Origin of the sequence: Klebsiella sp. PL-2018 (assembly GCF_019048985.1) — a bacterium.
Lineage (GTDB): Bacteria > Pseudomonadota > Gammaproteobacteria > Enterobacterales > Enterobacteriaceae > Klebsiella > Klebsiella michiganensis.
The window spans coordinates 2,501,220-2,519,502 of record NZ_CP077673.1 but is presented as its reverse complement, the minus strand read 5'-3'; the positions used below and the strand labels follow the sequence as shown (position 1 = coordinate 2,519,502).

The window sequence follows — 18,283 nt, the reverse complement described above, 5'->3', positions numbered from 1 at the left end:
CATTTCAGGATGAACAAAAGAACCTCAAGCGACTCGCCCTTGAATTTAGCTTACCTTATCGCCACCCAGATTGCCCTGATTGTGGGGATAAGCCCCTCAGCTAACGCCCGGGAACGGTTCAACCCCGCCCATCTGGAAACCGGCGCAGGCGGGCTGGCCACCACCGATCTCTCCGCCTTCGAGGAGCATGGCGGGCAGCAGCCCGGACGCTACAGGGTGGATATTTATGTCAATGACAGCAAGGTGGATACCCGGGACGTTGAGTTCCGCATACAGCAAAACGCGCAGGGACAGAACACATTACAGCCCTGCCTGTCCCTGAACGATTTGGCCTCATGGGGCGTCATGATCCAGCGTTATCCGACGTTAGGCCAGCCCGATGCCAGCTGCGCAAGGCTGTCGGCGATTCCTCAGGCCAGCGCCGACTTTCGTTTCTCGCACCAGCAGCTGCTGTTAAGTTTTCCCCAATCTTCCCTTACCAACGCCGCGCGCGGCTGGGTCGATCCGGCGCGGTGGGATGACGGCATTCCGGCGGCGCTGGTCAATTACAGCGTCAGCGGCGCCAACAACCGGGACAAAAAAGGCGGCGGCGGCGGCGGAAACGCGCAGTACATTAATTTACGCCCCGGTCTTAATATCGGTCCCTGGCGATTGCGTAATTACACCACCTGGAACCGCAACAGCCAGAACGGTGAAAGCGGCACCTCAACAAAATGGGATACCGTTTATACCTACGCCCAGCGCGATATACGCTCGCTGAAGAGCCGACTGACGCTGGGCGATAGCACCACGCCTTCCGATATTTTCGACAGTATTCCGTTTCGCGGCGGCCAGCTGGCGTCTGACGACGATATGCTGCCGGAGAGCCTGCGCGGCTATGCCCCCGTAGTGCGGGGGATCGCCCGTACCCATGCCCAGGTCACGATCCGACAAAACGGATACATCATTTATCAGACCTACGTTTCGCCCGGCAGCTTCGAAATCACCGATATGTACCCCACCGGCGGTTCCGGGGATCTGTACGTCACCATCAAAGAGTCTGACGGCAGCGAACAATTCCTCGTGGTGCCCTACGCCTCGGTCCCGGTGCTGCAGCGCGAAGGCCGGTTAAAATACGCCATGACCACCGGCGTATACCGCGCCTATGACAACGGCATCGATAAAGCCCCGCTGGCCGCCGGCACGGCGATTTATGGCCTTCCCGCCGGCTACACCGTATACGGCGGCGGCCAGTTCAGTAACAGATACCAGGCGTTAGCGTTGGGCATAGGTAAAAACCTGGGCTCCATTGGCGCCCTGTCCACCGATATCACCCAGGCCTGGTCGCAGCAAAAAAATCGACCGCGAGAAGAAGGCCAATCCTGGCGTATTCGCTACAGCAAAAACCTGGTGCAGACCGGGACTAACTTCACCTTCGCGGGCTATCGCTATGCCACCAGCGGCTACTGGGATATGCAGGACGTTCTTAATACCTGGCGCGATGGGCGGCGCTACGTGATGCCGGAACGCAGGCGCAACCGCGCCGAGTTAACCGTCAGCCAGAACCTGTTTCAGATACCAGGCAACCTCGCGCTTAGCGCCATCGTGGAAGACTATTGGGATACAAACAAGCGCATGGAGTCATATAGCGCGAGCTACAACGGTTCGTATAAAGGCATCAGTTTCGGTCTGAGCTACAGCTATAACATTCACTCTGCGGAACGCTACGGCCAGCGCTCCGGGCGCATCTACGACCGCGATGGGCTGTTTGCGCTCACCATGAGCATTCCTCTGGAGAAATTATTCGGCGGCCATCCCACCTACGTCAGCTACATGATGAATACCAGTAAGCAGGGGAATACCACCAATAATCTGAGCCTGGGCGGTACCTTATTGGCCGATAACAATCTGAGCTGGAGCGTCATGCAGGGCTATGGTTCTCAGGGCCAGGGAAGCAATAGCGGGATTAATGCCGACTGGCGCGCCTCTTACGCCGAGACCCTCGTCGGCTACGCCCGCGATCGCTACAGCGAACGCTTTAACTATGGTTTGCAGGGCGGGATCGTGGCGCATCGCAACGGCCTCACCTTTAGCCAGCCCCTCGGCGAAACGATGGCGCTGATCGCCGCGCCCGGCGCACAAAACGTAGCGGTGCTTGGGCAGTCAGGCGTCAAAACCGATCGCTTCGGCTACACCGTCGTCCCCTACCTCAGCCCCTATCGCAAAAACGATCTCACGCTGAATACCGAAACCCTGGCCGATGATGCCGAACTGGCGCTGGCAACGCAGACGGTCATCCCCACGCGCGGCGCGCTGGTGAAGGCCAGCTATGAAACCAGCCTCGGTAAACGGGTCCTGATGACCCTGAGAAAACGCAACGGCGCGTCGGTACCGTTCGGCGCAACGGTTATCGATCCCGCCTCCCCGACGCCAAAAAGCTTCATCGTAGGCGATGGAGGACAGGTTTATCTGACGGGGCTAAAAGACGCGGGTCAGCTGGAGGTTAGCTGGAGTCACGACCCTGATGGCCGGTGCAGAGTGAATTACAGCCTGACGCAAAGCGCCAGCGGGATCATCAACCTTAATGCACAGTGTTTATAGCAGGAGCATGACGATATGAAACGAGTCAACGTCCCCCTTATGCTGGTTACTCTGATCGCCAGCGCTGCCCACGCGGAGAACAACTATTGTCCCAGTTCTCCGCCCACGCCGTTTACCCAGCAGCTCGCGCAGATCGCGGTATCGCGGGCGCTGCCGGTAGGCAGCGATATTCCCGGCACGCAGCGGGTCTTCACCTTTAACGGAAACTGCAAAGGCCGCAGCGGTTGGGCGGATGTCACCCCGGGGCACCCCATTATCGCCTGCTATTACGGCAGCGGCGAAGAAGTCGCGGGTTTTCCGGGGGTCTATGAAACCGGCGTCGAAGGCATCGGTATTGCGCTGCAAAATAGCGCCGGCCAAAGGGTGAGTGGTATCGGCAGCGATTGCGATACGCGCGCGCAGGCGCTGGGGTATATCTCCCGCGACGCCAGCATGACCTTTGGATATACGGTCACACTAACGCTGGTAAAAACGGGGGATACGGCAACGAGCGGCACTCTCGATGTCGCGCAAACCAAATTTGGTATGGGGGTCTATGATACCGGTCTGGGCATCGGCAGCCAGGGGCAGCAAAACTATATCGGCTATGCCGGAGATATTGTTTATAAAGCGGTAAGCTGCACCGTCCCCTCGACGTTAACTGTCAACATGGGTGCTGTTCCGGTGGGCCAATTCTCTGGTCCGGGCAGCACCAGCGGCGAGCAGAGTTTGTCAATTCCGGTGCGGTGCGACGATAAGGTCGCCGTGAATACGTCAATAAGCAGTCAAGGTTATCTCTCCCCGACGCTCGGCGTAGTGGCCTTAAGCAATGAAACCGGCGTAGCCCAGGGGGTCGGCGTTCAGGTGCTTTATAACGGCTCGCCCGTCCAGTTCGATCGTTTTTTCCCGGTCGGCACCATCCCTGAGGCTGGCGCATCGATAACCCTGCCGCTCACCTTTCGCTATTACCAGAACACGCCGGAGATCCATCCCGGCCACGCCAACGCGGTGGCCACCTTAACGATGATGTACAACTGAGTTTATCCCGCTCTCGTTTCTCACTGCTTACTTAAGGAGTCGATAATGAGAATTATCGCCAGCCCGGCCGTCATAACGTTATTTACGGCGATTTCGTCGTCATTACCCGCTTATGCCGCGGATGTCACTCTTTATATCAACGGCGATATTGTTGCGTCTTCCTGCACCGTCGAAAACAACGGTATTTATAATATCGATCTCGGACAAAATATTCCCAGCCGCCGGCTTAGCGCGGCCAACTCTTACTCCGAGTGGAAAGAATTTTACGTCACGCTGAGCCACTGCCCTGTAGGAACATCAAGCGTTACCGCTCACTTTACAGGCCCTGTCGACGGAGCTGACCCTGATTTATATGCCAACGTGAGCAGCCCGGACAGTTCACGCAATGTCGCGATAGAACTTCAGCGTATAACCGGTTCAATTAATGCAGGCAGCGGAAAATCTATTGCCGTCGACGTCGATAATAACCGTCAGGCCATATTCGATATGCGCGCGCGCATATTTAGCGTCGCAGGGGACGCCACCGCGGGTCATATCAGCGCGATGGTCGTTATGAACTTTACCTATAACTAAAGGGTATCTGGCTCTTATCGAGCCAGATACTCCGGCTTCAGAGGGTAATCGAGCTAAAGCGCGCCGGATTGCTCGCCGTATACAAGACGGTATGCTGGATATTGCGATGGCCGAGATAATCCTGAATCAGGCGTGTATCAACGCCCTCTTCCGCAAGCGCATAACCGCAGGCGTGGCGCAGCATATGCGGGTGTACCGGAACGGCAATGCCGGCCTGCACGCCATAATTTCGCATCATAACGTGAATGTGCTGTCGGGAAAGCGGAGTGCCTTTTCGCGACAGGAACAGCCAGGGAAGATCGGCGTTTAAACAGCTCGTGCGCTTAACCAGCCACTGGCTTAACGCCAGCTGTTCACGGGGCTGAAGAGGATGAATAGTTGAAAAGCCATTTTTTAAACGCCGAATGGCGATCCGCTGGCTGGATAAATCAATATCGCTCACTTTTAAAAAACGTAATTCACTTACGCGCAGTCCGTGAATAAAACACATGAGGAGCATGCAATAATCACGCAGCGAGCCATCCTGCTGCTGCGAAGCATCAATTAATGCCTGCACCTCTTTTTTACTTAAATATTTTCGTTTTTTCATAGCCAACCTGACGGTTTCTTCAATGGAGCCCCTGAGATTTGGCTCCTTTATTGACTCTGCTCATGGCTACTGGCAATCCACTGTCGAGCAATCCTTGATAACTGCAAGTCCTGAACACTGTTAATAGTCATAAACGCTACCGCCCAATAATATCAAATATCAGGAATAGCCCAAATGCCACATCGATAAAATTAAAACCAAATAGATTTAGCTATTATGTAAATAAGGAGATTTATAAGCTTATGCTATTAATATTTATCTTAAGTCTGATGAGGCGGCAAGTTTTTTTAAGTCTATGTGTAGACTCATTGGGGGTTTATTCGCCCCCTCAGCGTCATCGATAATGTTTTGGCTACAGTTTGCTGTTTTTTGGGAGTTCTCTTTTTTATAAGGAAATCATAAGCATGGAAACAATCCCTCGTGTGCAACATGACACAGATCTGCTCCGGACCATCACCAAACCCATAGACGACATTGATAAACTCATTCGCTGCCTGGCACCCAAATGTAACCAAATGTTAATGGATGGAAGACGAAACATCGGCATAGTAAAAGAAAACCAGCATCAATGCTTGGTTTTGTTCCGTGGCACGATGTCTTTATATCGCAACAACGATGGACTCATCATCAACTCCGAAACGAGTCCATTCATCTTTGGCATGAATAGTCAGCTACGTTATTCTCGGCATATTTACCTGCGCACCCAGGAAACATCTTCTATTGGTCTGATATCAATTAACGAGGCGCATAAGATCATCGCCGAACAGCAATTATGGGAAAATGTCTCACGACTTCTGGAATATTCGTCGGCAAAAGTCTACGCCCACTGCTTTAAGGTTTCTAAACTTTCCTGTTATGAAATTATCGTTCATCAGCTTATAGAATTAAACAATGAACCGGAAGCGATCAAAAATAAAATCACCGCCGCCAATTATATTCTGTCGCGAACCTTTTTGTCGCGCAGTGGGGTCATGAGAACCCTGGCCAAATTAAAACAGCTGGGCGCTATTCAGCTCCATCGAGGGATTCTGGTGACGATGAATCAACTGCCTCCCAGCCTAAAGCTTAGTGAATAACGTCTTTCGCCGAGCGGCCACCGCGATGAAGGCGCCGGCCGCATTCAGCTTGCGTTGACTCCGCCATTGCCGGTGGGCAGCCCCCTGCCCACCGGCAAATGCGAAACGAGGATAATCAGCAGTGACGATCCACGCTAATGTCGCGTAGCGCGGCGGCCATATCCAGCTGGGCCAGCTCTTTCAAGCCTTCTCGCTTGATAAACTGGCTCCGGTGCTTGCTTTTAACCTCTTCCAGGCTTTTCTTTATCTCGTTCGCCGGTAATTTATACCAGCCGCGACGATGCTTCTCACCGCCAATTTCCAGCCAAAGCTCAGAATAGCTGGTTTTTACTCTGTCGCTTTTAACATGGTAATGGCTGTCGATCGCATAGATCTCCTTGATATTGAAATGCGACAAAAAACCGTACAGCAGCGTGATAATTAAGTTCTTAGGTCGGATGCCGTAAAGCTCCTTGGTCAGCGCTTTCACTTCTTCATTATCAATGTCTTTCCCACCCTGGATGCCGCCAATCCAGGCCCGGCCATCTTCGGTACAGGAAAAACAGATACTGTAGACGCGTTTATCACCCAGGAACATTAATAGCATCAGCTCCCCCTCCTCCTGAAAAGGCGATGCCAGCAGCTTCACATCAATGCAGGTACCGTTTTTCAGCGGAATAGTGATTAGCGAACGACCAAATGCTTTCATATCGTACAGCTGCGGCAACGCCTCGGGAAGAAAGGTTTTCTCTATAAAATTCAAAGCGCCATGAGCAATATTGAGCTTCGCTCTTTTTGACATCTTTTTATTTAAATAGGCCTTAAAGGGTTTATCTTCAAAGTTAACCAGCCCCTCGGTTGCTCCTGTTAGTTTTGCGCAAGCGTAATTTTCACATAACGTCTGATATTCCTTATATTTCCCTCCAATTAAAGATATCTCTCTGCATTTCCGCAATACCTTTTTATAGTTGAGTTTAACGTGACAAATAAATTTATTAGTTTTCCGCCATTCTTTGATAGCGGCTACTGCTGTTGTCGAGACCATTGACCATAATCCATAGATACATCCATAAGCCGGTCAATATTAGCATATTTTATACAAGTCAATGTCTAACCCAGCGCTCGTTGTCGATTCGTTTAATAAATAATTTGATCGCGACTATAATAATCACCGGCAGGTTATAAAACATGCTTTCAACTATTATTATTAGTAGGATCCCGACCCGCGCTCGCTCCCGACAGCACGCAATAACACACCCGCACTTATCGCTATGTGCTACACGGGTTCACACCGGGTGCATCCCCCCGGCGTTTTGCCTATACTTGCTCACGGTCAAAACAGAACTTAAGTGGGTAACGCATGGAAATTGATCTCGATAACCTCGTCTTTAGCGGGCTGGAAGAAGCGCAAGAGCGCAACGCTGAGCGCCTTGAAGAGGCCGATAAAAAAGCGCAGGCCGTTGTTGCCGACGATGACTGCGGCGACGCCTGTAAGATCTAACGACGAAACCGGCAGCTCTGCCGGTTTTTTTACCTGCCTCTCTCCAGGGACGGATATAAAAACGCCTTCAACGCGCCCATTTTACCGGTCGGGCGCCGCCCTGCGTCCTTAAATCTGTAGGTTAAAGCGTAAAACCGACAATTAAATAAACAACGAGCGCCAGGCTACCCGTCACCAGCGCATAAGGCATTTGGGTACGAATATGCTCAATATGGTCGCAGCTGGTCGCCATCGAGGCCACGATGGCATCGCTGGAGATAGGGGAAGTCATGTCGCCAAAAATTGAGCCGGAAATCGCCGCGCCGATCATAAAGTGCGGGTCGATACCTATTGAGACGCCCAGCTGAACGCCAATCGGAATCATAATGGCGAAGGTCCCCCATGAGGTGCCCGTGGCCAGCGACATCACCGCGGCAATCAGAAAGATAAAGCCGATCGCGAAACCGGATGGAATAACGCCGGAGGTAATGGAGGCGATATACTGCCCGGTATTCAGTTCCGCTGAAATATGCCCCATCAGGAAAGCCAGGATCATGATTGAGCTAATTTTAACCATGCTGGCGTAGCCGATATACAGCTCTTTGAAAAAGTTCTCAACGTTCAGAATACCGCACGCGCGGAACCAGATAAAAGAGACGACGGTACCAAACATAACGCCGGAGTAGACCGACATCGAGCCGCTGCCTTTTGAGAATTGTCCGTCGCCGGTAATATACAGAACAACCGGAACCATTAACACAGTGGAAAGAATGGGAATAAAGAAGTTCAGCAATGAATTGCAGGCCGGATGGTCAATTACCGAGTCCGCCTCCTCTTCGCCATGCTCTTGTTCTATTTCGGTCTGGATCGTTTCAAACTTCACCTCCGCCTTTTTCATCGGCCCCCAGCTGCAGCCGGAGAGAATATAAAACAGCACCGAGGCTAATGAAAACCAGGCCATCGTGTTCCAGATCATTGAGCTTGCCAGGACTTCAAATGGCCCGCCGGTCAGGTACCCCTGCGCAATCTGTACGCCGATAACGCCCATCATCGCCGCCCCCCAGCCGTTGATCATCACCGATGAGCAGACGGAGACGCAGGATGTCTGGATAATATAGGACATCTTTTCCGGTGAGACTTTATAGCGTCGGGCAAGGTTTTTCGTCGATGCCCCGGCGATCAGCTGGTTTATCGAGCTCTCGATAAAAATCAACGATGTCACCAGCATCGCCAGCAGCTGGACCGATTTTTTATTGGTGACGAAATCGTTTTTTTCCGACAGAAACTGCACCAGTTTCCGCACGCCGCCGGTCACCACAATCAGCCGCATAATACCGCCGATCATCACCATAAAAACAATCGTTCGCGCATTACCGGCGGAAGCGAAGGTTTCGATAATCCCGTTCAGGGTAGCGCCAACGCCCTGGATAATACTGTGGTAAATCACCGCGTAGCCAACGAAAATGCCGGTGAGCAGGGAAAGGATCACCTGGCGAGTCAGGATAGCCAGAATAATGGTGACCAGCGGGGTAATAATCGTCCAGATGCCATAGTCATGCATGATGATTATCCTGTGCGATGCCCATCGCGGCGAAGGCGCTGTCAAGGTCTTGCAGCAAATCATCGATATGTTCAATACCGACGGAGAAACGTAGCGTCGTGTCGTAAATCCCAATAGCCTCCCGCTCTTCTTTTGACATCGACCCGTGGGACATAGAAGCCGAATGGTTGATCATGCTCTCCACCCCGCCAAGCGATTCCGCCAGCACAAAATAGTGCAGACCGCCGATGAAGCGTTTCAGACTCTGGATATCCCCCTTCAGCGTTGCGGTTACCACCGCGCCGCCTGAACGCATTTGCTTTCTGCACAGCGCATGCTGCGGGTGCGACGGCAGGCCGGGATAATAGACGCTGGCAATCGCCGGATGGTTTTCCAGATATTCAGCCACCCGCAGCGCATTGCCGCACTGACGCGCCATGCGTAGATCCAGCGTTTTCATACCGCGCAGGGCAAGATAGGCATCGAATGGCGAGGCAATGGAACCGATGGTGGTTTTAATAAAGTCGAGCTTCGACGCCAGCGTTTCATTATTGGTGATTACCGCGCCGCCAATTAAATCTGAATGTCCGCCGACATATTTACTGGTAGAGAGCATGACCATATCCGCGCCCATTTCAAGCGGCTTATGATTCCAGGCGCTGGCAAAGGTATTATCGACGCAGGTAGTAATGGCGCGTGCTTTAGCAATACGGCACACTTTCGCGATATCGACCAGTTCCAGTAAGGGATTGGTCGGCGTTTCAATCCAGATTAAAGCGGTATTTTCCTGAATAGCGGCCATCAGGCTTTGCTCATCATTCAAATCGATATAGGAAATCGTGGCGCCGGTGGTACGCGTTTTTAATTTTTCGAACAGCCGCCAGGTTCCGCCATAGACGCCTTTCATGGCGATAATATGGGCATCTTTGGGCAAGAGTTCCATCACGATATTGGTGGCCGCCATTCCCGATGCGGTGGCGGTGGCGTAAATGCCGCCTTCCAGCTCGGCAAGCGCCGATTCATAAGCCTGACGCGTTGGATTAGAGACCCGGGAATAACAAAAATCGCCGCCTTCATAAAGGTTAGGTTGAATAAATGAGCTGGCCGTGACGATCGGCGTAAATATAGCGTTAGTTACCGGATCGGATTGATTTCCAGCGTGTACCGCCAGGGTTGCAATATCTTTAGTTTTGGTTTTCATAGAGTACACTCAAATTATTATTAGACATAAAGGTCGTGATTTTTTATTGACGCCTTCGGCGGAGCTGGCGAATAAAACAACAGCCAAAACTCCGTTTAATAGCCAAAAAGGAATAGCTATTTCATCATTAACAGCGTGATTTGCGTCCTTCAATCACTATTAAAATGTATATCAGACGAGGAAGAAAATTTTGCCTATTTTCACTCTATTCCGGGAAAAATGGAGAAAAATGTTCTCTACACGCCAAAATCGATGATCGCTAATTAATTGATATAAATTGATTTTATTTTAAAGAGTGATGTTAATCACAAAAAATAGGGGAAAAATCCTCTCCTGCACGCTTCCGCTGGATCTTTTTTTTCGTCCTGCCGCTCACAGCCTGAACCACCGCTGCGAAGAATGAGTTAGAGCTATTTTCTGTAGAATGCTGTATGGTCATACGCTCTTAAATCAGGAAATATCATATGTCAGAACGCAAAGACGCTAAAACTCGCCGTAATTATCTCGTTAAATGCTCCTGCCCTAACTGCTCCCAGGATTCAGAACACAGCTTCAGCCGAGTCCAAAAAGGTGCGCAACTCATTTGTCCCTACTGCCATAAACTCTTTCAGTCCTCATCACGACCCGCTGCATAATTTTCTCTTGCCAGATGCCGATTGCCGCGCATGGTTGAGCAATAATCAGCCAGCGCCGATCTCTTTTGGCGAAAAAAAGCCCGCCAGCGCGGGTTTTATTTTGATTTGAATAGACTTCCCGCGCGCTTACTGTATAGTCGTGCCGGTTTTCATATTTAAAAGGTATTTCGTTGTTCCAAAAAATGACAGGTATTGTCAAAGCATTTGATAATAAAACAGGCAAAGGCCTGATAATCCCCTCCGATGGTCGTAAAGACGTTCAGGTTCATATTTCCGCATTATCGCCCGGCGAACCCACCACAATCAGCCCAGGAATCCGCGTTGAATTTCGTCGCGTTAACGGACTGCGAGGGCCAACCGCCGCCAATGTCTATCTTTCATAAACACCGGCTCCAGGCGCTACCGAGCGGATTAAAACATGGCCAGAAAACGCTTCACCGTGCGCGAGCGCTCGTAGCGTCGCCAGGCGATAGCAATATCGGTTTTTAGCGGCGTGCCCGACAAAGGGTGATAGCTGACGTTAGGTAGCGTGATGCAGGTCATGGACTGCGGCACCAGCGCAAAGCCGAATCCGGCCTCCACCATGCTTAACGACGACGATATTTGCGATGACTGATACGTTCGTTGCATATCAATACCGGCGCGCAGATAGCTGTTATACACCAGCTCATACAGCCCCGGAGCCACTTCCCGCGGGAAAAGAATCGGCGCCACGTCCGTTAACTGCTCCAGCGTCAGCTCGCTATGGGACGACAGCGGATGCGAACGCGCCAGCGCAATCACCATCGGCTCCTGGTCGATAATTCGCAGGTTGAACGCTTTACTGCTTTCACAGGGCAGGCGCACAAAAGCGATATCCAGCTCCGCTTCGCCAAGCGCCCCCATCAGCGTCGCCATATTGCCCTCGACCTGATGCAACGTGACTCCCGGGTGACTGTGCTGAAACTGCTGGAGCAGGCTAAAGATCTGCGGATGAAAGGCATCAGAACTGGTAATGCCCAGCGAGAGTCGGCCGTTCAAGCCGCGGGCGATCCCCTTGGTCTTTTCCAGCGCCGCGTCGCTTAATGCCAGGATCTGGCAGGCATCCTCATAGAACGACTCTCCCGCTTCCGTCAGTTCGACGCCGCGGGTTAAACGGCGGAAAAGCGGCGTGCCAACTTCCCGTTCAAGTCGCTGTATTTGCTGGCTTAATGGCGGCTGGGAGATGCCAAGTTCTTTTGCCGCTTTAGTGAAGTGTCGCGCCTCGGCGACGGCGACGAAGTAGCGCAGATAACGAAGTTCCATATCGAAAACGTCTCAAACAATCATAGATTCTATATTGGAACTGTGAGCTGAATCGGGTCAACATTTATTTAACCTTTCTGATATTCGTTGAACGAGGAAGCGGGTAATGAACCATTCTGCTGAATGCTCTTGCGAAGAGAGCCTGTGTGAAACTCTACGAGGATTTTCCGCGCAACATCCCGATAGCGTCATCTACCAGACTTCTCTGATGAGCGCGCTGTTGAGCGGCGTTTATGAGGGCAATACCACCATCGCCGATTTGCTCACCCACGGCGATTTCGGCCTGGGCACCTTTAATGAACTGGACGGCGAGCTGATCGCGTTTAGCAGCGAGGTTTACCAGCTGCGCGCCGACGGCAGCGCCCGCAAAGCCCGCATGGAGCAGCGTACGCCCTTCGCGGTGATGACCTGGTTTCAGCCGCAGTACCGCAAAACGTTTGATAAACCGGTCAGCCGCGAACAGCTGCACGACATTATCGACCGGCAAATCCCCTCCGATAATCTGTTCTGCGCCCTGCGTATCAACGGCCATTTTCGCCACGCCCATACCCGCACCGTACCGCGCCAGACGCCGCCCTACCGGGCGATGACCGACGTGCTCGACGACCAGCCCGTTTTCCGCTTCAACCAGCGCGAAGGGGTACTGGTGGGGTTTCGCACGCCGCAGCATATGCAGGGCATTAACGTTGCCGGCTACCACGAACACTTCATCACCGATGACCGCCAGGGCGGCGGCCATCTGCTCGATTATCAGCTCGACCACGGCGTGCTGACCTTTGGTGAGATCCACAAATTGATGATTGACCTTCCTGCCGATAGCGCCTTCCTGCAGGCGGATCTGCATCCTGACAATCTTGATGCCGCCATTCGCTCAGTCGAAAACTAAGGAGATTCTCGTGGATAATCAACATCAACCGCGCCAGTGGGCGCACGGCGCCGACCTTATCGTCAGCCAGCTTGAGGCGCAGGGCGTACAACAGGTGTTCGGCATTCCAGGGGCCAAAATCGATAAAGTCTTCGATTCGCTGCTGGACTCCTCCATTCGCATTATTCCGGTACGCCACGAAGCCAACGCCGCGTTTATGGCCGCCGCGGTTGGCCGCATCACCGGGAAAGCGGGCGTCGCGCTGGTCACGTCCGGCCCCGGCTGCTCCAACCTGATTACCGGCATGGCCACCGCAAACAGCGAAGGCGACCCGGTGGTGGCGCTGGGCGGTGCGGTAAAACGCGCCGACAAGGCCAAACAGGTGCACCAGAGTATGGATACGGTGGCGATGTTTAGTCCGGTAACCAAATACTCGGTGGAAGTCACCGCCGCGGAAGCGCTGGCGGAAGTGGTTTCCAACGCGTTTCGCGCAGCCGAGCAGGGACGCCCCGGCAGCGCCTTCGTCAGCCTGCCGCAGGACGTGGTCGACGGGCCGGTCCACGCCAGGGTTCTGCCCGCCAGCGATGCGCCGCAGACCGGCGCGGCGCCGGACGAAGCCATTGAGCGAGTCGCGAAGATGATTGCCGGCGCTAAAAATCCGATATTCCTGCTCGGCCTGATGGCCAGCCAGGCGGAAAACAGCGCGGCGCTGCGTGAATTGCTGAAAAAAAGCCATATCCCGGTTACCAGCACCTATCAGGCCGCCGGCGCGGTGAATCAGGACCACTTTACCCGCTTCGCCGGGCGGGTTGGGCTGTTCAATAACCAGGCGGGGGATCGACTCCTGCATCTCGCCGACCTGGTCATCTGCATCGGCTATAGCCCGGTGGAGTACGAACCGGCCATGTGGAATAACGGCAACGCCACGCTGGTGCATATCGACGTACTGCCGGCTTACGAAGAGCGCAACTATACCCCGGACATCGAGCTGGTCGGCAATATTGCCGCCACCCTGAACAAACTCTCTCAGCGTATCGACCACCAGCTGGTGCTGTCGCCGCAGGCCGCCGAGATCCTGGTTGACCGCCAGCATCAGCGGGAGCTGCTCGACCGCCGCGGCGCGCAGCTGAACCAGTTTGCCCTTCATCCGCTGCGCATCGTTCGCGCCATGCAGGACATCGTCAACAGCGACGTGACGCTGACCGTCGATATGGGGAGCTTTCATATTTGGATCGCCCGCTATCTCTACAGCTTCCGCGCCCGTCAGGTCATGATTTCCAACGGCCAGCAGACCATGGGGGTGGCGCTGCCGTGGGCGATTGGCGCCTGGCTTGTGAACCCGCAGCGCAAAGTGGTTTCGGTTTCCGGCGACGGCGGCTTCCTGCAATCCAGTATGGAGCTGGAGACCGCCGTACGGCTAAAAGCTAACGTCCTGCATATCATCTGGGTCGATAACGGCTACAACATGGTGGCGATTCAGGAAGAGAAAAAATACCAGCGGCTCTCCGGCGTTGAGTTCGGTCCGGTGGACTTTAAAGCCTACGCCGAAGCCTTCGGCGCCAAAGGGTTTGCGGTAGAGAGCGCTGCCGCCCTTGAGCCGACGCTGCGGGCGGCGATGGACGTCGACGGCCCCGCCGTGGTCGCCATCCCCGTTGATTACAGCGACAACCCGCTGCTGATGGGCCAGCTTCATCTCAGTCAAATACTTTGAGTCACTACAGAAGGAATCCAGCAATGAAAAAAGTCGCACTCGTGACCGGCGCGGGCCAGGGCATCGGGAAAGCTATCGCCCTTCGCCTGGTTAAAGATGGTTTTGCCGTGGCTATCGCCGATTACAATGACGCCACCGCACAGGCGGTCGCCGATGAAATTAACCGCGGCGGCGGTCAGGCGCTGGCGGTGAAGGTGGATGTCTCTAAACGCGACCAGGTTTTTGCCGCCGTAGAACAGGCGCGGAAGGGCCTGGGCGGTTTTGACGTGATTGTGAACAACGCCGGGGTGGCCCCCTCCACGCCTATCGAAGAGATTCGCGAGGACGTGATCGATAAAGTCTACAATATCAACGTCAAAGGCGTTATCTGGGGTATCCAGGCCGCGGTAGAGGCGTTTAAAAAAGAGGGCCACGGCGGCAAAATCATCAACGCCTGCTCCCAGGCGGGCCACGTGGGTAACCCGGAACTGGCGGTCTATAGCTCAAGTAAGTTTGCCGTGCGCGGCCTGACGCAAACCGCCGCCCGCGATCTGGCGCATCTGGGAATTACCGTTAACGGCTACTGCCCGGGGATCGTTAAAACCCCAATGTGGGCGGAAATCGACCGTCAGGTTTCCGAAGCGGCGGGTAAACCGCTGGGCTACGGGACCCAGGAGTTCGCCAAACGCATTACCCTTGGACGGCTTTCCGAGCCGGAAGACGTCGCGGCCTGCGTCTCTTATCTCGCCGGTCCGGACTCCAGCTATATGACCGGCCAATCGCTGCTGATCGATGGCGGCATGGTATTTAGCTAATAATAAATAAGCTCTGACATGGTTTGCCCCGGCTTCAGCGCCGGGGCTTTTTTATCTCATCCTTTAGGGAAGATCCACAGGTCGCTGACGGGCAAGGCCAGATGGCAGCGCTCGGCATCGCGCAGCGCGCTGCCGTAGGCGCGAATGGCGAAATCATCGCCCTCGGTGCGAAACAGGTACTCCCAGCGGTCGCCGAGATACATACTGGTCAGCAGCGGCAGTGCCAGCATATTCTCCTCAGGCGCTGAGGCGATGCGCAGGCGTTCAACGCGGATCACCGCCGTCGCCTCTTCCCCCACCTTGACCCCCTCCCCGACCATCCCCCACAGCGCCCAGCTGGCGCCCTCAATTCGCGCCCGACCATTATCCAGAGCGGTGACGGTGCCATGCAGCCGGTTATTGCTGCCCATAAACTCGGCGGCAAATAGCGTTCTCGGGCTACCGTACATCTCCTGCGGCGTTCCCTGCTGCTCGATCACCCCGTTATTGAGCAGCAGAATGCGATCGGAAATCGCCATCGCCTCGTTCTGATCGTGCGTGACCATCAGCGCCGACAGCCCCAGCTTGACGATCAGCTCGCGCAAAAAGACCCGCGCCTCTTCCCGCAGCTTGGCGTCAAGGTTCGACAGCGGCTCATCCAGCAGAATTACCGGCGGGTTGTAAACCAGCGCCCGGCCGATGGCCACGCGCTGCTGCTGCCCTCCGGAGAGCTGGTGCGGATGGCGATTGCCAAGATGCCCCAGACCCAGCTGTTCAAGCACGGTCTGCACCCGCTGCTTGATCTCCGCGGCGGCAACCTTACGCAGCTTCAGCGGATACGCCACGTTTTCAAACACCGTTTTATGCGGCCACAGCGCGTAGGACTGAAATACCAGCCCCAGGTTGCGCGCCTCCGCCGGGATTTCGCTACGCGGGTTGCCGTCATAAACGCGGGTTTTACCAATGGTGATAATGCCGCTGGTCGGCTTCTCCAGCCCGGCGACCGCCCGCAGCAGCGTGGTTTTTCCGCTGCCCGATGGCCCGAGCAGCGAGACCACCTCACCCCGATTCAGCTCCATTGACACGCCCTTGAGCACCGGATTATCACCGTAGGTCAGATGCAGGTTTTCTACCGATAATTCAATCATGTAATTTCACTCCAAAGCGCAGGGCGATACCCAGGCCCACGACCACCAGCAGAATATTAATAAAGGAGAGCGCGGCAACGATATCGATAGCCCCCGCCGCCCACAGCGACACCAGCATCGAACCGATGGTTTCGGTGCCCGGAGAGAGCAGATAAACCCCGGTGGAATATTCGCGCTCGAAGATAAGAAACATCAGCAGCCAGGAGCCGATTAAGCCGTAGCGCGACAGCGGAACCGTGACGTGGCGGGTGATCTGCCCGCGCGATGCGCCGGTACTGCGTGCGGCCTCCTCCAGCTCCGGCGCTACCTGCAGCAGCGTCGAGGAGATGAGCCGCAGCCCGTATGCCATCCATACGACGGTATAGGCCAGCCAGACGCTAAAAATGGTGTTACGCAGCGCGCGCAGCTGAACGATCAGATGTTCACGCAGCCAGTCTGCCACCGGCAGCGCCGAGAGCCAGCCGTTTTTCAGCGACTGATCGAGCCACATCGGCAGAAACAGAAATACCCACAGAAACGCCAGCCCGGCCAGCAGCCCGGGCACCGCGCGCGGCACCAGCACGCTATAGTCCAGAAAGCGCGTGACGTTATCCGGTTTGCGGTGCATCGCGATGCCCACGAACAGATAGCAGACCACCGCCAGCGCGCCGCCAATCACCCCAATCGCCATGGAGTTAACGATGGCGCGCAGCAGATTCGGCTGCTGCCAGATGTTACGGAACGTCGCCAGCGAGAGTTCATCCCACAGCGAAACGCCCACGCCCCAGTTTGAAATAAAGGCCCGCAGCGCCACGCCGATCAGCGGCACCCCAATGGTGACCGTCAGCCATGCCACCACCACAATCCCGGCGACCCAGCGCCATTTCCCCAGCGGCAGCGCGCGGGCCTGGGACGCTTTTCCCTTCATGGTGACAAAGCGGTTGGCGGTGCGCATCAGGCGGCGCTGGAGCATCACCAGCGGAACGGTGATGCAGATCAGGACCACCGCCACCGCCGCCATCAGGTGATAAGAAGGCGTACCGAGCTTGTTGGTGAGCTTATAGAGATAGGTCGCCAGCACCATGTTGCCTTCCGGATCGCCCAGCACCAGCATCAGGCCAAATACCTCCAGGCCGAGGAAAAACAGCAGTACGCAGGCGTAGAGTATCGACGGTCGCACCATCGGCAGGCTCACCGAGGTCATCACCTGCAGCGGCGATGCGCCCACCGTCCGCGCGGCCTCCTCGACATCCGATCCGACGCTGCGCAGCGCGGAAGAGATATAGAGATAGGCATGCGGAACGTGCGTCAGCCCGGCAATCACCACGATGCTGAACATCGAGTAAATATTCCACGGCACGAAGCCGATCAGCTGCTCGGCCCACTGCGAAAAGAAGCCCACCGGCCCGGCCGCCACCACGTAACCAAAGCCCAGTACCATCGGCGAAACGAAAATCGGCACCAGAATCAGCGGCTCGATAAACCGCCGCCCGGGTAAATCGGTACGTACCATTAAAAAGGCGAGGATCCCGCCGAGGGGGATGGCAATCGCCACCAGACCAAACGCCAGAATAAACCCGGACTTGAGCGCCAGATAAAAATCCGGGTCGCTAAAGATGAAGGCGAAGGCTTCGAGGCTGAACGATTTCGTGCGGGCAAAAAAAGGCGCCGAGAGAAAGCTCTGCACCACGATAAATAACAGCGGAACATAAATCGCCAGCGCCGTCATCACGACGACGATACCGCGCGGCAAACCCTGCCATTTTCGACGTAAGACATTCATAAGCGATCCCTTTAAACCTGGCGGGCGTTAAGCGGGCTGCGCATCCTGAAATGATGCGCAGCGCCCGGGG

General features: G+C 54.8%; 17 protein-coding genes. 10 read left to right on the top strand and 7 right to left on the bottom strand.

Going from position 1 to position 18,283, the window contains the following annotated elements; all coding sequences use genetic code 11:
• The first annotated feature begins 9 nt into the window (after positions 1–9).
• From MKleb_RS11620 to MKleb_RS11610, 3 genes are read left to right on the top strand one after another with little or no spacing between them, the layout of a single operon-like run.
• Positions 10–2,580, top strand: a complete 2,571-nt coding sequence (locus MKleb_RS11620) for a fimbria/pilus outer membrane usher protein (RefSeq protein ID WP_025105872.1) — start codon at positions 10–12, stop codon at positions 2,578–2,580.
• Between the two features lie 15 nt (positions 2,581–2,595).
• The gene (locus tag MKleb_RS11615) at positions 2,596–3,597 is read left to right on the top strand and encodes a fimbrial protein (protein WP_025105873.1); all 1,002 of its coding nucleotides are present in this window, start codon (positions 2,596–2,598) and stop codon (positions 3,595–3,597) included.
• Positions 3,598–3,642: 45 nt separating this feature from the next.
• Positions 3,643–4,170, top strand: a complete 528-nt coding sequence (locus MKleb_RS11610) for a fimbrial protein (protein WP_025105874.1) — start codon at positions 3,643–3,645, stop codon at positions 4,168–4,170.
• Positions 4,171–4,207: 37 nt separating this feature from the next.
• Here the strand turns inward: MKleb_RS11610 and MKleb_RS11605 are convergent, their stop codons facing one another.
• On the bottom strand, positions 4,208–4,759 hold the full coding sequence (locus MKleb_RS11605; protein WP_014838689.1) for a tyrosine-type DNA invertase: 552 nt from the start codon (positions 4,757–4,759) through the stop codon (positions 4,208–4,210).
• Between the two features lie 404 nt (positions 4,760–5,163).
• On the opposite strand from MKleb_RS11605, the gene MKleb_RS11600 reads away from it, so the two are divergent.
• Positions 5,164–5,835, top strand: a complete 672-nt coding sequence (locus tag MKleb_RS11600) for a helix-turn-helix domain-containing protein (RefSeq protein WP_025105875.1) — start codon at positions 5,164–5,166, stop codon at positions 5,833–5,835.
• Between the two features lie 115 nt (positions 5,836–5,950).
• On the opposite strand, the gene MKleb_RS11595 is transcribed toward MKleb_RS11600, so the two are convergent.
• Positions 5,951–6,859 carry a DUF535 family protein gene (locus tag MKleb_RS11595; RefSeq protein ID WP_025105876.1) on the bottom strand — a complete coding sequence of 303 codons (909 nt, stop codon included), beginning with the start codon at positions 6,857–6,859 and terminating at the stop codon, positions 5,951–5,953.
• A gap of 315 nt (positions 6,860–7,174) precedes the next feature.
• Between MKleb_RS11595 and MKleb_RS11590 the strand changes: the two genes are divergently transcribed.
• Positions 7,175–7,315 (top strand): hypothetical protein, encoded by a 141-nt coding sequence (locus tag MKleb_RS11590; RefSeq protein ID WP_004851627.1) that lies wholly within the window; start codon positions 7,175–7,177, stop codon positions 7,313–7,315.
• Between the two features lie 121 nt (positions 7,316–7,436).
• On the opposite strand, the gene MKleb_RS11585 is transcribed toward MKleb_RS11590, so the two are convergent.
• Positions 7,437–8,855, bottom strand: coding sequence for a Na+/H+ antiporter NhaC family protein (locus MKleb_RS11585; protein ID WP_217076678.1), 1,419 nt, complete (start codon positions 8,853–8,855; stop codon positions 7,437–7,439).
• Complete coding sequence (locus MKleb_RS11580; RefSeq protein WP_025105878.1) at positions 8,848–10,035, bottom strand: trans-sulfuration enzyme family protein; 1,188 nt, start codon at positions 10,033–10,035, stop codon at positions 8,848–8,850. Before MKleb_RS11580 ends, MKleb_RS11585 begins: the two co-directional genes overlap by 8 nt.
• Before the next feature lie 464 nt (positions 10,036–10,499).
• On the opposite strand from MKleb_RS11580, the gene MKleb_RS11575 reads away from it, so the two are divergent.
• Together MKleb_RS11575 and cspF are read left to right on the top strand one after the other, a co-directional pair.
• On the top strand, positions 10,500–10,670 hold the full coding sequence (locus tag MKleb_RS11575) for a YnfU family zinc-binding protein (protein ID WP_213220741.1): 171 nt from the start codon (positions 10,500–10,502) through the stop codon (positions 10,668–10,670).
• Between the two features lie 170 nt (positions 10,671–10,840).
• Entirely contained in the window at positions 10,841–11,053 is a 213-nt protein-coding gene (cspF, locus tag MKleb_RS11570) for a cold shock-like protein CspF (RefSeq protein ID WP_004136705.1), read from the top strand.
• A 28-nt stretch (positions 11,054–11,081) separates the two neighbouring features.
• On the opposite strand, the gene MKleb_RS11565 is transcribed toward cspF, so the two are convergent.
• Complete coding sequence (locus MKleb_RS11565) at positions 11,082–11,954, bottom strand: LysR family transcriptional regulator (RefSeq protein WP_025105879.1); 873 nt, start codon at positions 11,952–11,954, stop codon at positions 11,082–11,084.
• Between the two features lie 106 nt (positions 11,955–12,060).
• Between MKleb_RS11565 and budA the strand changes: the two genes are divergently transcribed.
• The 3 genes from budA to MKleb_RS11550 are packed head-to-tail and all read left to right on the top strand — an operon-like array spanning position 12,061 to position 15,324.
• Entirely contained in the window at positions 12,061–12,840 is a 780-nt protein-coding gene (gene budA, locus MKleb_RS11560) for an acetolactate decarboxylase (protein WP_004851637.1), read from the top strand.
• Between the two features lie 10 nt (positions 12,841–12,850).
• Complete coding sequence (gene alsS, locus MKleb_RS11555; RefSeq protein WP_014838692.1) at positions 12,851–14,530, top strand: acetolactate synthase AlsS; 1,680 nt, start codon at positions 12,851–12,853, stop codon at positions 14,528–14,530.
• 23 nt (positions 14,531–14,553) lie between these two features.
• The gene (locus MKleb_RS11550; RefSeq protein ID WP_025105880.1) at positions 14,554–15,324 is read left to right on the top strand and encodes a (S)-acetoin forming diacetyl reductase; all 771 of its coding nucleotides are present in this window, start codon (positions 14,554–14,556) and stop codon (positions 15,322–15,324) included.
• Positions 15,325–15,380: 56 nt separating this feature from the next.
• Here MKleb_RS11550 and MKleb_RS11545 read toward each other — a convergent pair whose 3' ends face one another.
• Complete coding sequence (locus tag MKleb_RS11545; protein ID WP_064357249.1) at positions 15,381–16,451, bottom strand: ABC transporter ATP-binding protein; 1,071 nt, start codon at positions 16,449–16,451, stop codon at positions 15,381–15,383.
• On the bottom strand, positions 16,444–18,213 hold the full coding sequence (locus MKleb_RS11540) for an ABC transporter permease (protein WP_025105882.1): 1,770 nt from the start codon (positions 18,211–18,213) through the stop codon (positions 16,444–16,446). The genes MKleb_RS11545 and MKleb_RS11540 overlap by 8 nt, the downstream gene beginning before the upstream one ends.
• Positions 18,214–18,283: the final 70 nt, after the last annotated feature.